The sequence below is a fragment of the Fulvimonas soli genome, assembly GCF_003148905.1.
GTDB lineage: Bacteria > Pseudomonadota > Gammaproteobacteria > Xanthomonadales > Rhodanobacteraceae > Fulvimonas > Fulvimonas soli.
Genome location: NZ_QGHC01000025.1, coordinates 1 through 13,243, shown reverse-complemented (window position 1 = coordinate 13,243; position 13,243 = coordinate 1). Strand labels below are relative to the sequence as shown.

At 72.5% G+C, this 13,243-nt stretch carries 13 protein-coding genes; 2 read left to right on the top strand and 11 right to left on the bottom strand.

Translation table 11 applies throughout. The features are described from left to right. Positions 1–126: 126 nt before the first annotated feature. From C7456_RS16535 to C7456_RS16485, 11 genes are all read right to left on the bottom strand, one after another. Entirely contained in the window at positions 127–426 is a 300-nt protein-coding gene (locus tag C7456_RS16535; RefSeq protein WP_109724908.1) for an STAS domain-containing protein, read from the bottom strand. Between the two features lie 18 nt (positions 427–444). After that, positions 445–1,638, bottom strand: a complete 1,194-nt coding sequence (locus tag C7456_RS16530; protein WP_109724907.1) for a methyl-accepting chemotaxis protein — start codon at positions 1,636–1,638, stop codon at positions 445–447. A 4-nt stretch (positions 1,639–1,642) separates the two neighbouring features. Further along, positions 1,643–2,752, bottom strand: coding sequence for a protein-glutamate methylesterase/protein-glutamine glutaminase (locus C7456_RS16525; protein WP_109724906.1), 1,110 nt, complete (start codon positions 2,750–2,752; stop codon positions 1,643–1,645). Between the two features lie 139 nt (positions 2,753–2,891). Continuing rightward, on the bottom strand, positions 2,892–3,542 hold the full coding sequence (gene cheD / locus C7456_RS16520) for a chemoreceptor glutamine deamidase CheD (protein ID WP_109724905.1): 651 nt from the start codon (positions 3,540–3,542) through the stop codon (positions 2,892–2,894). Next, positions 3,539–4,411, bottom strand: coding sequence for a CheR family methyltransferase (locus tag C7456_RS16515; protein WP_109724904.1), 873 nt, complete (start codon positions 4,409–4,411; stop codon positions 3,539–3,541). The genes cheD and C7456_RS16515 overlap by 4 nt, the downstream gene beginning before the upstream one ends. A 3-nt stretch (positions 4,412–4,414) precedes the next feature. After that, on the bottom strand, positions 4,415–6,145 hold the full coding sequence (locus C7456_RS16510; RefSeq protein WP_109724903.1) for a methyl-accepting chemotaxis protein: 1,731 nt from the start codon (positions 6,143–6,145) through the stop codon (positions 4,415–4,417). A gap of 11 nt (positions 6,146–6,156) precedes the next feature. Next, on the bottom strand, positions 6,157–6,660 hold the full coding sequence (locus tag C7456_RS16505; RefSeq protein WP_109724902.1) for a chemotaxis protein CheW: 504 nt from the start codon (positions 6,658–6,660) through the stop codon (positions 6,157–6,159). A gap of 89 nt (positions 6,661–6,749) precedes the next feature. Then, on the bottom strand, positions 6,750–8,417 hold the full coding sequence (locus C7456_RS16500) for a methyl-accepting chemotaxis protein (protein WP_109724901.1): 1,668 nt from the start codon (positions 8,415–8,417) through the stop codon (positions 6,750–6,752). Between the two features lie 157 nt (positions 8,418–8,574). Continuing rightward, positions 8,575–10,581 (bottom strand): chemotaxis protein CheA, encoded by a 2,007-nt coding sequence (locus tag C7456_RS16495; RefSeq protein WP_109724900.1) that lies wholly within the window; start codon positions 10,579–10,581, stop codon positions 8,575–8,577. A 128-nt stretch (positions 10,582–10,709) separates the two neighbouring features. Continuing rightward, positions 10,710–11,072 (bottom strand): response regulator, encoded by a 363-nt coding sequence (locus C7456_RS16490; RefSeq protein ID WP_109724899.1) that lies wholly within the window; start codon positions 11,070–11,072, stop codon positions 10,710–10,712. Between the two features lie 19 nt (positions 11,073–11,091). Next, positions 11,092–11,412: an STAS domain-containing protein gene (locus C7456_RS16485; RefSeq protein ID WP_109724898.1), complete on the bottom strand. Its 321-nt coding sequence runs from the start codon at positions 11,410–11,412 to the stop codon at positions 11,092–11,094. Positions 11,413–11,638: 226 nt separating this feature from the next. Here C7456_RS16485 and fliK point away from each other — a divergent pair, with 226 nt between their 5' ends. Both fliK and C7456_RS16475 read left to right on the top strand, forming a co-directional pair. Further along, positions 11,639–12,811 carry a flagellar hook-length control protein FliK gene (fliK, locus tag C7456_RS16480; RefSeq protein ID WP_109724897.1) on the top strand — a complete coding sequence of 391 codons (1,173 nt, stop codon included), beginning with the start codon at positions 11,639–11,641 and terminating at the stop codon, positions 12,809–12,811. Next, positions 12,808–13,074 (top strand): flagellar biosynthesis protein, encoded by a 267-nt coding sequence (locus tag C7456_RS16475; protein ID WP_109724896.1) that lies wholly within the window; start codon positions 12,808–12,810, stop codon positions 13,072–13,074. Before fliK ends, C7456_RS16475 begins: the two co-directional genes overlap by 4 nt. Positions 13,075–13,243 lie beyond the last annotated feature (169 nt).

The window sequence follows — 13,243 nt, the reverse complement described above, 5'->3', positions numbered from 1 at the left end:
AACCCCCGGCGAGCGTTCGCCGGAACTGGTCGAAACCCGATACCATCAACCCCGGACTCACTGCCTGATTGGCTACAAGTTCCATACTCAGGTCAACTCCCCACCCCTCCAGCGCAGCACACGCAATCAGTGCAGCACGAACAACTTGTCAAACCCCGCCACCCGCAACGTCCCCCGCAACTCCTCCCCCGCATTGACGATGCGGATCTCCGCCCGGTCCGCCCCCGCATGCTCGCGCAGCAGCAACAGCATCCCCAGCGCGGAGCTGTCCATGCGGCTCACCTCGCCCAGGTCCACCACGTAGCTGCGCGCCGGCCTGGCCGGCCCCAGGCAGGCGTCGTGGAAGTCGCGGTGCACGCTGAAGTCGAAGCGCTCGCCCAGCTGCAGGGTGAGGCAGTCGTTTTCGCTGTCGTGGTGGACGGTCAGGCTGCTCATGGGATCACCTCAAAACAGTTCGATCTCGCCGGCATCCATCGAGCTCTGCAGCGCCGGGCCGCGCGAGCGCAGGCGCGCCTTCTCGCGCTGCACCGCCAGCCGGCTGCGCACGCGCTGCGCACGCGCCTCCAGCGCCGCCGCGTCGATGCGGCTGCAGGCCAGCTCCTCGATGTCGCGCGTGCAGTCGGTGGCGATCTCCTGCAGCTCGACCAGCCGCGTGCGGGTCTGGTTGATGAGCTGGCTCAGGATGTCCTCGAACTGCAGCGAGCGGATGGTGGTGGACACGTCGCCGGTGAGGCCGCGGTTGATCTCCACCACCTGGTCGGCCACCGCGCTGGTGCGCGCGTCGCTCTCGGTGACGTGCGCCATCATCGCGTCGATGCCGCCCTTGGCCGACAGCGCCACGTTGAGGTCCTGCGAGGCCATGGTGCCGACCAGCCCGCGCAGCTGCTCCATCGCGGCGCGCGCGCGCTCGACGTGGCTGCCGATCTGCTCGTTGAACTGGTTGGAGTGGCTGGCCAGGTTGCGGATCTCGCCGGCCACCACCGCGAAGCCGCGGCCGGCCTCGCCCGCGCGCGCCGCCTCGATGGAGGCGTTGAGCGCCAGCAGGTTGGTCTCCTCGGCGATGGTGTTGACGTTCTTCAGCAGGCCGAACACCGCGTCCATCTCCTTGGCCATGCCGTCGATGCGGTAGACGATGCGCAGGCTCTCGCGCGACATCTGCACCACCATGCCGACGAAGTGCTCCAGCAGGTCGCCGGTGCGCGCGGCGAAGTCCTGCACGGACACCTCGCCGTGCTGCGCGTCGATGATCTGCTTGAGCAGCGCCTGCTGCAGGCCGGTCTTCTGCGACAGGCCGTCGAAGCCGCCGCCCAGCTCGGAGACGGCGTCGCGCAGCAGGTCCAGCGCCTGGTGCAGCTCGCGCGCGGCGTGGCCCAGCTCGTCCACCAGCGCGCTGCGCACGTCCTCCATCGCCTCGCGCACCGGCGCGGCGTGGACCGCGGCGTCCTCGTCGGCGCCCTGCGCCTCCTCCGCCCGCAGGGCGCCGCGGCGGGTCTCCACGATCCACACCGCGGTGAGCGCGATCACCAGCACCGGCGCCAGCCAGGCCGGGTGCCACAGCAGGCCGACGAGCAGCGCCGCCGCGCTGGCCAGCAGGCCGGTCCAGGGGCGCGCGTGGAGGAAGGCAAGCATCGCGTTCATGGGTTCATCCGTTCACGGGGGCGGCAGCGCGCTGCGCGCTGTCGATGGGGAGGCGCGCCAGCTTGAGCAGGCGCGCGGCGATCTGGTCGAGCGGGAGCATTTCGCGCGCCGCGCCGAGCTTCCAGGCGGCGCCGGGCATGCCCCACACCACCGAGCTGTCCTCGTCCTGCACCAGCGTCGGCGCGCCGGCCTGGGACAGTTCCAGCAGCCCGCGCGCGCCGTCGTCGCCCATGCCGGTGAGCAGCGCGGCGACGGTGGCCTTGCCGACGCTGGCGGCCATCGAGCGGAACAGCACGTCCACGCTGGGCTTGTGCCGGTTCACCGGCGGGCCGTCGTGCAGCCGGCAGACATGCCTGGCGCCGTCCCACATCACCAGCAGGTGCTGGCTGCCCGGCGCGATGTAGGCGTGGCCGGGCTGGATCGGCTGGCCGTCGCGCGCCTCGCACACGCGCATCGCCGAGCAGGCGTCCATGCGCTTGGCGAACGGGCCGCTGAAGGCCGCCGGGATGTGCTGGGTGATCACGATGGGCGGCGCGTCGGGCGGCATCGATTCCAGCACCACGCGGATCGCCTCGGTGCCGCCGGTGGAGGCGCCGATGGCGATGATCGGGCTGCCGCCGCGCGTGCCGGCGCCCTGCGACAGCGGCAGCACGGCGTCGGCGGAGAGCCGCGGCGCCACCTCCAGCCGGCGCACCACGGTGCGCTGGCGCGGGCGCGTGCGCGCGGCGGCCTTCACCTTGGCGCAGATCTCCTCCGCGCCGGCGGCGAAGCTGCTGGCCAGGTCGCTGGAAGGCTTGGTGAAGAAGTCCACCGCGCCCAGCTCCAGCGCGCGCAGGGTCACCTCGGCGCCCTGCTCGGTGAGCGAGGACACCATCACCACCGGCATCGGCCGCAGCCGCATCAGGTTTTCCAGGAAGGTGAGCCCGTCCATGCGCGGCATCTCGACGTCCAGGGTGAGCACGTCGGGGTTGAGCTGCTTGATCTTCTCGCGGGCGATCAGCGGGTCGGGCGCGGTGCCGACCACCTCGATCGCCGGATCGCAGACGAGCATCGTCGACAGGAGCTTGCGCACCAGGGCGGAGTCGTCGACGACCAGCACACGCACTTTTTCCATTGCCTTGGGTTTCTCGTCTCGTCGTGCTCGAAGGTGGAAGGCAGGGGTTGGGGTCGCGGGAGCGCCCGTCCGCTCGCGGCGCCGGGCGTCCGGCGCGACAGCCGATGTGCACGCTCCCGCGGCGCCAGCCCCCGCGCCGTCAGAACAGCTCCACCTCTCCCTTTATCGGATCGTTGGCCAAACGCTTGAGGTACTGCTTCTCCTCCGCCACCACGCCGGCGTCGGCCGCGCGCTTGAGCTGGCGCACGCGCACCTTGCCGCTGGCCGGGAAGAACTGCACCTGGCGCGGGTACACGTCGCCCACGTCGGCGGCCACCAGCTTCAGCCGCTCGGTCTCGATGTAGTGCTGCACGAACTCGATGTTGCGCCGGCCGACGTCGGTCATCTGCGCCAGCACGCGGCCGCCGCCGAAGATCTTCACCTCCAGGTCGGCGCGCTGGCCGCCGGCCTTGAGGATGGCGTTGATCAGCTGCTCCATCGCGTCGTTGCCGTAGCGGGCGGCGCGGCCCACCGTGCAGGTCCAGTCGTCGCGCTCGCGCGCGCCCTCGCCCGACGGCGCCGGCAGCATGAAGTGGTTCATGCCGCCCAGCCGGCGGCGCGGGTCGTAGATGCAGGCCGACACGCACGAGCCGAGCACGGTGGACACCACCTCCTCGTGCCCGCTCACGTAGAACTCGCCCGGCAGCACCTTCACCGTCGGGCAGTTGTGCGTGCTGTCCCAGAAGCGGCGCAGGTGCTCGAAGCCCGGCAGCACCGGCAGGTGGTCCAGCTTGGCGGCCAGCGAGTTCATGCGCGCTTCCGGTAGGTGGTGCGGCCGACCAGCTCGAAGTCGTCGGACAGGCCGTGCATGGATTCGGAGTGGCCGAGGAACAGGTAGCCGCCCGGCGGCAGCATCTGCGCGTAGCGGCGGAACAGCCGCTGCTTGGTCGGCTGGTCGAAGTAGATCACCACGTTGCGGCAGAAGATCGCGTCGAACGGCCCCTGCATCGGCCAGTCGTGCAGCAGGTTCAGCGGCAGCACGGTGACCAGCTCGCGCAGGCGCGGGTGCACGCGGGCGTAGCCCTCGTACTCGCCCTCGCCGCGCAGGAACCAGCGCCGGCGGCGCTCCTCGCTCACCCCGCCCAGGCGGTCGAGCGCGTACACGCCCTTGCGCGCCACGCCCAGCGCCTGCGGCGACAGGTCGGTGGCGAGGATCTTCGCGTCCACCGTCTTGCCGGCGCGCTCCAGCGCCTCGGCCAGCACCATCGCCATGGCGTAGGGCTCCTCGCCGGTGGCGCAGCCGGCCGACCAGATGCGCAGGCGGTCGCCGCTGCGCCGCTTGTGCTCCAGCCACTGCGGCAGCAGCTCGTTCTCCAGCAGCTCGTAGTGGTGCGCCTCGCGGAAGAAGGCGGTGACGTTGGTGCTGATCGCGCTGGCCAGCTCGCCCAGCTCGGCGTCCGGGTCGCGCCGCAGCAGCTCGCAGTAGCCGGCGAAGTCCCCCAGCCGCAGCGCGCGCAGGCGGCGCAGCAGGCGCCCCTGCACCAGCTGGCGCTTCTGCTCGCTCAGTGCGATGCCGCAGTGGCGGTAGACGAAGTCGCGCAGGAACTGGAACTCGGCGTCGCCCAGCAGCGGGCCGCCAGCCGCCGCGATGCCGTCATCGGCCAGGACGCTGGCGGCCATCGCTCAGAACTCCTTCCAGGCGCCGGCGTCGGCCGTCTCGACCGCCTCGGCCGGCTCGGCCTTGCGCGCCGGCCGCGACTTGCGCACCGCGGCGAACACCGCCTCGGCCTCGGCCGCCACGCTGCGCTGGCGCGCCTGCGCGCTCGGCGCGGGCGCCGCTTCCTCGCGGCCGGCGACCTGGAAGAAGCTGACCTGGGCGGCCAGCTCGCCGGCCTGCTCCTGCATCGAGCGGGCGGCGGCGGCGGCCTCCTCCACCAGCGCGGCGTTCTGCTGGGTCATCTCGTCCATCTGCAGCACGGCGTGGTTGACCTGGTCGATGCCGGCCGACTGCTCCTGGCTGGCCGCGGCGATCTCGGCCACGATGTCGGTGACCTTCTTCACGCTCTCGACGATGTCGGCCAGCGCCTTGCCGGACTGGTCGACCAGCGACGAGCCGGTCTGCACCTTGTCCACGCTGTCCTTGATCAGCGCCTTGATCTCCTTGGCCGCACCCGCCGAGCGCTGCGCCAGGTTGCGCACCTCGGCCGCCACCACCGCGAAGCCGCGGCCCTGTTCGCCGGCGCGCGCCGCCTCCACCGCCGCGTTCAGCGACAAGAGGTTGGTCTGGAACGCGATCTCGTCGATCAGGCCGACGATGTCGGCGATCTTGCTGCTGGCGCTGTTGATCTCCTTCATCGCGGTGACCGCCTGCGCCACCACCTCGCCGCCGCGCTCGGCCTGCTCGCGCGCGCCGCGGGCGAGCTGGTTGGCGTGGCTGGCGTTCTCGGCGTTCTGCTTCACGGTGGAGGTCATCTCCTCCATCGAGGAGGCGGTCTCCTCCAGGCTGGAGGCCTGCTCCTGCGTGCGCTGGCTGAGGTCGTCGTTGCCGCGCGAGATCTGCTGCGCGGCGGTGCTCACCGCGCCGGCGCCGTGGCGCACCTCGGCGACGATCGCGCTCAGGCGCTCGTCCATGGTGCGGAAGGCGTCCAGCAGCTGGCCCAGCTCGTCGCTGCTCTTCACCTCGATGGCGTGGCCGAGCTTGCCCTCGGAGATCTCGCGGGCGACGCGACCGGCGTAGCTCAGCGTGCGCACGATGTAGCGGCTCAGCATCAGCGCCAGGAACAGCGCCACGGCCAGGCCGACCACCAGCGAGGCGATGCTCAGCGTGCGGATGGCCTTGTAGCGCGTCACCTGGTCGGCATAGATCTGCCGCGCTTCCTCGCTCTGCAGGTCCACCAGCTTGTTCAGCGCGTCCTGGCGCTGCATCAGCAGCGGGCGCACCTCCAGCTCCAGCACGTCGAGCGCGCCGGCATCGGCCTGCTTGAGCGCGTCCACCATGTCCTTCAGGGCCGACTGGTAGTCGCCCTCGGTGGAGGCGTAGTCCTTGTACTGCTTGCCCAGCGCCCCTTCCAGCCGGTAGCCGGCGACCTGCTTCTTCAGGTCGGCCACCTCGGCCTGCAGCTTGTCGAACTCGGCCAGCTTCTGCTTGAGCTGGTCGGGCTTGCCGGCCACGTTGCCCGCCTCGCCCAGCACCACGAAGGACATCAGCGAGCGCTGGGTCAGCTTGGACACCGTCTGCCCGCGCATGATCTCCTCCTCGTACATGCGCCGCAGGCCCTCGTTCTGCAGTTGCATCGAGCCCAGCCCCACCACGGCGCCGCCGAACAGCATCAGCACCAGCAGGCCCAGCACCAGCCGCAGGCGTCCGCGGACCGTCAGGGCGGAGATCTTGAATTTCAGTTTCGGCATTTTCATGGTGATTCCTGTCAGGCCACGGCTTTCACATCGGCTGCCGCCGGCAGGGCGGCTTCGAGCATCTGCGCGTCCTGCGGCTGCAACAGCTTGTCCACGTCGAGCAGCAGCACCATCCGTTCGTCCACGGCGGTGAGCCCCTTGAGGTATTCGGTGTCCACGGCGGTGCCCATGTCCGGCACCGGGCGGACCGCGTCGGCGGCCACGTCCAGCACGTCGGACACCGCGTCCACCACCACGCCGAAATTGCGCCCGGCCACGGTGACGATCACGGTGACCGTGGTCGGGCCGTAGTCCTCGCGCGGCAGGCCGAAGCGCAGGCGCATGTCGATCACCGGCACGATCGCGCCGCGCAGGTTGAGCACGCCCAGCACGTAGTGCGGCGCCTGCGGGATGCGCGTCACCGGCGTCCAGCCGCGGATCTCGCGCACGGCCAGGATGTCGATGCCGTATTCCTCGTGGGCGAGGTTGACGGTCAGGTACTGCGAGGGAGCGTCGCTGTGGGCGGTGTCGGACATGGGGTGCCTCGGTCGCGGGGCGCCGCGCGGCACCCCCTTCTCGAATGGAAATCGGCGGCGGCGCGCGGAACTTGAGCGCCGCCGCCGGCTCAGAACTCGCTCCAGCCGCCGGCCGCGGCCAGCGCGCGCGGCGGCCGGGCCGCCGGGGTCCGGACCGGGGCCGGCCGGGGCGCCGCGGCCGGCCCGGCCAGGCGGAAGAAGCGCACCTGCCGCGCCAGCGCATCGGCCTGCTCCTGCATGGCGCGCGCCGCGGCGGCGGCCTCCTCCACCAGCGCGGCGTTCTGCTGGGTGGCCTCGTCCATCTGCATCACCGCGCGGTTGACCTGGTCGATGCCGGCCGACTGCTCCTGGCTGGCCGCGGCGATCTCGGCGCCGATGTCGGCCACCTTGCGCACGCTCTCGACGATGCCGGCGAGCGCCTGGCGGGATTCCTCCACCAGCGCCGCGCCGGCCTGCACCTTCCGCACGCTGTCGCCGATCAGCGCCTTGATCTCCTTCGCCGCACCCGCCGAGCGCTGCGCCAGGCTGCGCACCTCGGCCGCCACCACCGCGAAGCCGCGGCCCTGCTCGCCCGCCCGCGCCGCCTCCACCGCCGCGTTCAGCGACAGGAGGTTGGTCTGGAAGGCGATCTCGTCGATCAGCTGCACGATGTCGATGATCTGGTTGCTGGCCGACTCGATCGCGCGCATCGCTCCGCTGGCCCGCTCGGCCACCGCGCTGCCGCGCTCGGCCTGCTCGCGCGCGCCGCGGGCGAGCCGGTTGGCGTGGCCGGCGTTGTCCGCGCTCTGCCGCACGGTGGCGGTCATCTCCTCCATCGCGGCGGCGGTCTCCTCCAGGCTGGAGGCCTGCTCCTGCGTGCGCTGGCTGAGGTCGTCGTTGCCGCGCGAGATCTGCTGCGCTGCCGCGGACACCACCTGCGAGCCGCGCTGCACCTCGCCGACCACCTCGACCAGCCTGGCGTGCATGCGCCGCATCGCGTGCAGCATGCTGCCCGGCTCCGGCGCCAGGCCCGCCGCGCCGTCCAGCTCCAGGTCGCCGTCGGCCATGCGGTCGATCATCGCCACCGCGAAGGCCGGCTCGCCGCCGATGCTCTTGCGGATGCTGCGCATGGACAGCCACACCACGCCGATCACCAGCAGCGCCACCAGCGCGGCGCGCAGCAGGCTGCCCTCCAGCATGCGGCGGAACTGCGCGTCGATGTCCACGTAGTAGGCGCCGGTGCCGATGTGCAGGTCCCAGGGCCTGAACCACTGCGTGTAGGCGATCTTCGGCTCCACCTCCATCCGCGGCGGCATCGGCCACTCGTACTCGGTGATGCCGCTGCCGGCGGCGCGGTCGGCGGCCAGCATCAGCCGGTAGATCGGCTTGCCGTTCCGGTCGGTGTCGTCGCGGATGCTCTTGCCCTCCTTCGCCGCCAGCAGCGGGTGCATGCGCATCACCAGGGCGGAATCGAACGCGAACACGTAGCCGCGGCCGTCGTCCCAGCGCATCGCGCGCATCGCCTCCAGCGCACGGCGCTGCGCCTCGGCCTCGCCGAACTCGCCGGCCTGGGCGCGCTCGTGGAAGCGCTGCGCCAGGGCGAGCGCGGTCGACACCTCGTCGCGCAAGGCGCGCACGCGCGCCTCCATCTGCAGGCGCCGGCTGTCCAGCGCGGAGATCACGGTGAGCGCGACCAGCCCGGCCACCACGCAGGCGATGACCAGCCACACCTTGGCCCGCAGGCCGAGGCGATCGATGTACTTGAACGGGGACTTCATGGAACAAGACCTTCAGAAACGAACAAGGGCAGGGATGCGTTCGCCCGATTCATTCCGTGCACTGCTCGACGCCGGCGCGCGCGCCGGCGGCCGCGGCTTCCTGTCGCGGCTGGGTGTAGCGGGGTGGCGGCGCCCTCCCGCGCCGCCGCGGTGGCGGCTAGGCCGCCTTGCGCCGGCCCTGCAGGCGCACCAGCCCGGCGATGTCGACGATCAGCGCCACCGAGCCGTCGGCGAGGATGGTGGCGCCGGAGACGCCCTGCACCCGCCGGTAGTTGTCTTCCAGCGACTTCACCACCGCCTGCTGCTGGCCGACCAGGCCGTCGACGAACAGGCCCACGCGGCTGCCGTCGCCCTCGACCACGATCATCAGGCCGTCCTCGATGCGGCGCACCGCGTCGGCGCAGCCGAACGCCTCGTGCAGGCGGATCACCGGCAGGTACTCGCCGCGGAAGCGGAACAGCTCGCCGCCGCCGGCCACGGTCTTGACCGCCTCGGCCTTCAGCTGCACCGACTCGACGATGGAGACCAGCGGCACGATGTAGCGCTCGCCGCCCACCGCGGCGGTGAGGCCGTCGATGATGGCCAGGGTGAGCGGCAGCGTGATGGTGAAGGCGCTGCCCTGGCCCGGCGTGCTGCGGATGGCGACGGTGCCGCCCAGGTCCGCCACGTTGCGGCGGACCACGTCCATGCCCACGCCGCGGCCGGACAGGTCGGTGGTGACCGCGGCGGTGGAGAAGCCCGGCTGGAAGATCAGCTCGGCCACCGCCTCGTCGCTCAGGCCCTCGCCCGAGGCGATCAGGCCGCGCTGCACCGCCTTGGCCACGATCGCCTCGCGGTTGAGGCCGGCGCCGTCGTCGCGCACCTCCACCACGATGTTGCCGCCCCTGTGCGAGGCCGCGAGGGTGAGCGTGCCCTGCTCGCCCTTGCCGGCGGCGCGGCGCCTCTCCGGCGTCTCCAGGCCGTGGTCGATGGCGTTGCGCACCAGGTGCACCAGCGGGTCGCCGATCTTCTCCAGCACCGTCTTGTCCAGCTCGGTCTGCTCGCCGACCAGCTCCAGCCTTACCTGCTTGCCGAGCTTCTGGCTGATGTCGCGCACCATGCGCGGGAAGCGGTTGAACACCGAGGCGATCGGCAGCATGCGGATGCCCATCACGCTCTCCTGCAGCTCGCGCGTGTGCCGCGCCAGCTGGGCCAGGCCCTGTTCGAGCAGGGCCAGGCGCGCGGCGTCGATCTCGCCGCCGCGGAAGGTGTCGAGCATGGACTGGGTGATCACCAGCTCGCCCACCAGGTTGATCAGGCCGTCGATCTTCTCGATCGACACGCGCACCGAGCTGGACTCGGCGCCGGCCGCGGCGGCCGGGGCGCCGCCCGCCTCGCGCGCGGGACGCGCGGGCGTCGGCGCTTGCGCGGGAGCGGCGGCCTCGGGCGCGGCCGCCGGCGCGGCGGCGGGCGCCGGGGCGGCCGCGTGCCTCGGCTCGATGGCGAGGTCGCACTCGTCCTCCACCCAGTCGAACACCGCGGCGATGTCCTCGCGCTTCACCGGCCCCTTCAGCTCGATGGTCCAGCCCAGGTGGCACTCGGACGGGTCGAGCTTCGCCAGCGGCGGCAGCCGGTCCAGCTCCGCCGTCACCGCGAGCTCGCCCAGTCCCGCGAGCTCGCGGATCAGGCGCAGCGGGTCGTTGCCGCCGGCCAGCATGCCCGGGTGCGGGCGGAAGCGGATGGTCCAGGCGTCGGCCTGGTCCGCCGCGCGCCGCGCCTGCACCCCGGCCGGGACGCCGCGGCCCATCGCCGCGGCCAGCTCCGCGCGCAGCCCCTCGGCCACCGCGTCGTTGAGCGGCCCGCCGGCCTGCGCGCGGGCGAACATGCCGCGCAGGCAGTCCACCGTGCGCAGCATGAGCTCGATGATGGCGCCGTCGATCGCGCGCTTGCCGCCGCGCACCTCGTCCAGCAGCGACTCCGCCTCGTGGGTGAACGAGGAGATCTCCGGGAAGCCGAAGGTGGCCGCGCCGCCCTTGATCGAGTGCGCGGCGCGGAAGATGGTGTGCACCAGCTCCGGGTCGCCGCCCTCGTCCAGCGCGAGCAGCGACGATTCCATCGTGTCGAGCCCTTCCAGGCTCTCCTCGATGAACACCTGTTGGAACTGCGCCAGACCGGCCTTGCTCATGGTGATGCCTACTCTGCAGATGAAGCGTCGCGGGGACGCCGCCCGCCGCGCCGTCCCCCTGGACCGTCGGCCCCGCGCGGGCGGGGGCCGCCCGGAAGCGCCGCCGCTTGCCCGCGCCCGCCGGCCCGTCAGCCCAGCACGCGCTTGACCGTGGCCAGCAGCTGGTCCGGGTCGAACGGCTTGACCAGCCAGCCGGTGGCGCCTGCCGCCTTGCCTTCCATCTTCTTGTCGGTGTGCGACTCGGTGGTCAGCATCAGGATCGGCACGCCCTTGTACTCGGGCTTGGCGCGCAGCTCGCGCACCATGGTGATGCCGTCCATCACCGGCATGTTGACGTCGGCCAGCACCAGGTCGAACGCGCCCGCGCCGGCCACGTCCAGCGCCTGCTGGCCGTTCTCCGCCTCGGTCACCTCGTGGCCCGCGCCGCGCAGGGTGAAGGCCACCATGCCGCGCATCGACGCCGAATCGTCCACCGCAAGAATCCTTGCCATCTTCCACCTCGTCTCAAGTTCAGGCCGGCGACGCCGGCAGATCCAATGCCTGGGTGAGGCCCAGCACCACGGCCGCGTCGCGCAGCGTCTCGCTCGCGCCCAGCCAGGTCACCGCGCGGCCGCGCGCCGCCGCCTCGCGGCGGAACAGCGTCAGCAGCTGCAGCGCGGCGGTGTCCACGCGCTCCACCGCGCGGCCGTCCAGCGCGGTGGCCGGCGCGTCCAGCGCGCCCAGCAGTTCGCCGAGCAGCGCGGCCTGCGCCGCCATGCGGCAGTCCGCCGGCAGGCCGATCGTCGCCGCCTGCGCCGTGTCTTCCCGCGCCATCGCTCGCTTGCCGCCCATGTGGACTCCGTCGTGCCCCTGCGGGTGGTTTATCGACCGCGCCGGCCCGCGCTTTAGGCGGCGCCGTGTGCGCCGGTTCGCAAAGCGGGCCGCGCCGGGTTGCCGGCGCGCGGCGGCATCCCGTCGCGGCGCGCCGGCAGCCCCTCAAGTTCGGCGGCTGGGCGCCGATACGCAGGCGAACGCCCGAAACCGCGCCCGGTTCCGGCGGAGAGCGCAGGAGAACCGCGTGATCATCCAACCCACCAGCCTGGCCGCCATGACCTGGGCCGGGGCCGCCGCGGGCACCAGCGCCGAGAGCTGGCGCATCGGCGCGGTGCTGGCCGCGCGCCCGCTCGGCGTGAACGAGCGCGGCCTGCTGGTGCTGCAGATCGGCGCGCTGACGGTGGAAGCGGAGCTGCCCACCGGCCAGCAGTTCGCCAACGGCCAGCTGCCGCCGCAGTTCCAGGTGCGCGTGCAGAGCCTGGGCAGCCAGCCGCTGCTGGAGGTCGTCGGCGCGGGGGCGCCCGACCCCATCGTCTACCGCGCCCTGCGCGAGCGCCTGCCGCAGCAGAACGGCTACGCCCCGCTGCTCGCCTCGCTCGCCGCGCTGTCGCAGCGCCCCGTGCTGCGCCAGCTGCCGCAGCCGCTGCGCGAGGCGCTGGCGCTGCTCGACCACGCCGTGCGCATGCCCGAGGAAATCACCCGCGGCGAAGGCCTGCGCGAGGCGATCCTGCGCAGCGGCCTGTTCCTGGAATACCAGCTGGTGCAGCCGCGCGCCGACCTCCTCGCGCTCGGCGGCGACGACTGGAAGGCGGTGCTGCTGCACCTGGCCGCCGTGCTCGAACAGTACGCCCCGGCGCGCCCGCAGCCGGCCGCCGCCGACACCCCGCCGCCGCTGCACCAGCGCGGCCTGCAGCCGCCGCAGCCGCGCCAGCCCGTGCCCCTGCCGCCACCGGGCGAGGACGGCGGCGAGGACCTCGGCGCGCTGATCGAGCGCCTGCACGGCGACGTGCGCGCCGCGCTCGCGCGGCTGGAGGTCGCCCAGCTCGACAACGCGCAGGCGCAGGCCTGGATGATCGAGATCCCGGTGCAGGGCGAGGACGGCCGCGACGTGCTGCAGCTCCACCTGGAGATGGCCCGCGAGGGCGAGGAAGGCGGCGCCGCCTGGACGCTGGGCTTCTCCATCGACCTGCCCGCGCTCGGCCCGGTGCAGGGCGAGCTGCAGTTGCGCGACCTGCGCCTGGCCGTGCGCCTGTGGGCCGAGCGCGCCGGCGCGGTGGAGAAGCTGGAGCGGCAGTTCGTCGCCCTGCGCCAGCGCCTGTCCGCCTGCGGCGTGCTGCTCGACCAGCTGAGCTGCCAGGCCGGCCTGCCCCACGGCTCCGGCCGCGCCGGCGGCCTGCTGCTCAAGGCCACCGCATGAACCAGCCGCTGCCTCCCGCCTACCGCCGCGTCACCCTGCGCCTGGCCGGCCCCGGCGAGGAAAAGCCGGCCACGCTGCGCCCCGAGGCGCTGGACATGCTGCTCGCCCGCGCCCGCGCGCTCGGCCTGCCGCTGCACCACGACGCCCAGATCGCCGCCGTCCTCGCCGCCCTGCGCCTGCGCGACGACGTGCCGGCCACGCTGTATGCGGCGGCGGCTTCGGTGTTGGCGAGCGTCTACGAGGCGGCGGAAGAAAGAGGTTAACCTTGGTACGCCTGTATGAGTTGAGTAATTACCCGACAGTCCGCCCCTTTCAGGCATGAAAAGGGCGGGCACCTGCGTAAGCTCCCCCGTCAAGCAGACACTTCAAAAGTAGAACCGCTGGCGGCTTGTTGGCGGTACTCGGTGGGTGTCAGGTCACCGAGTGATTCGT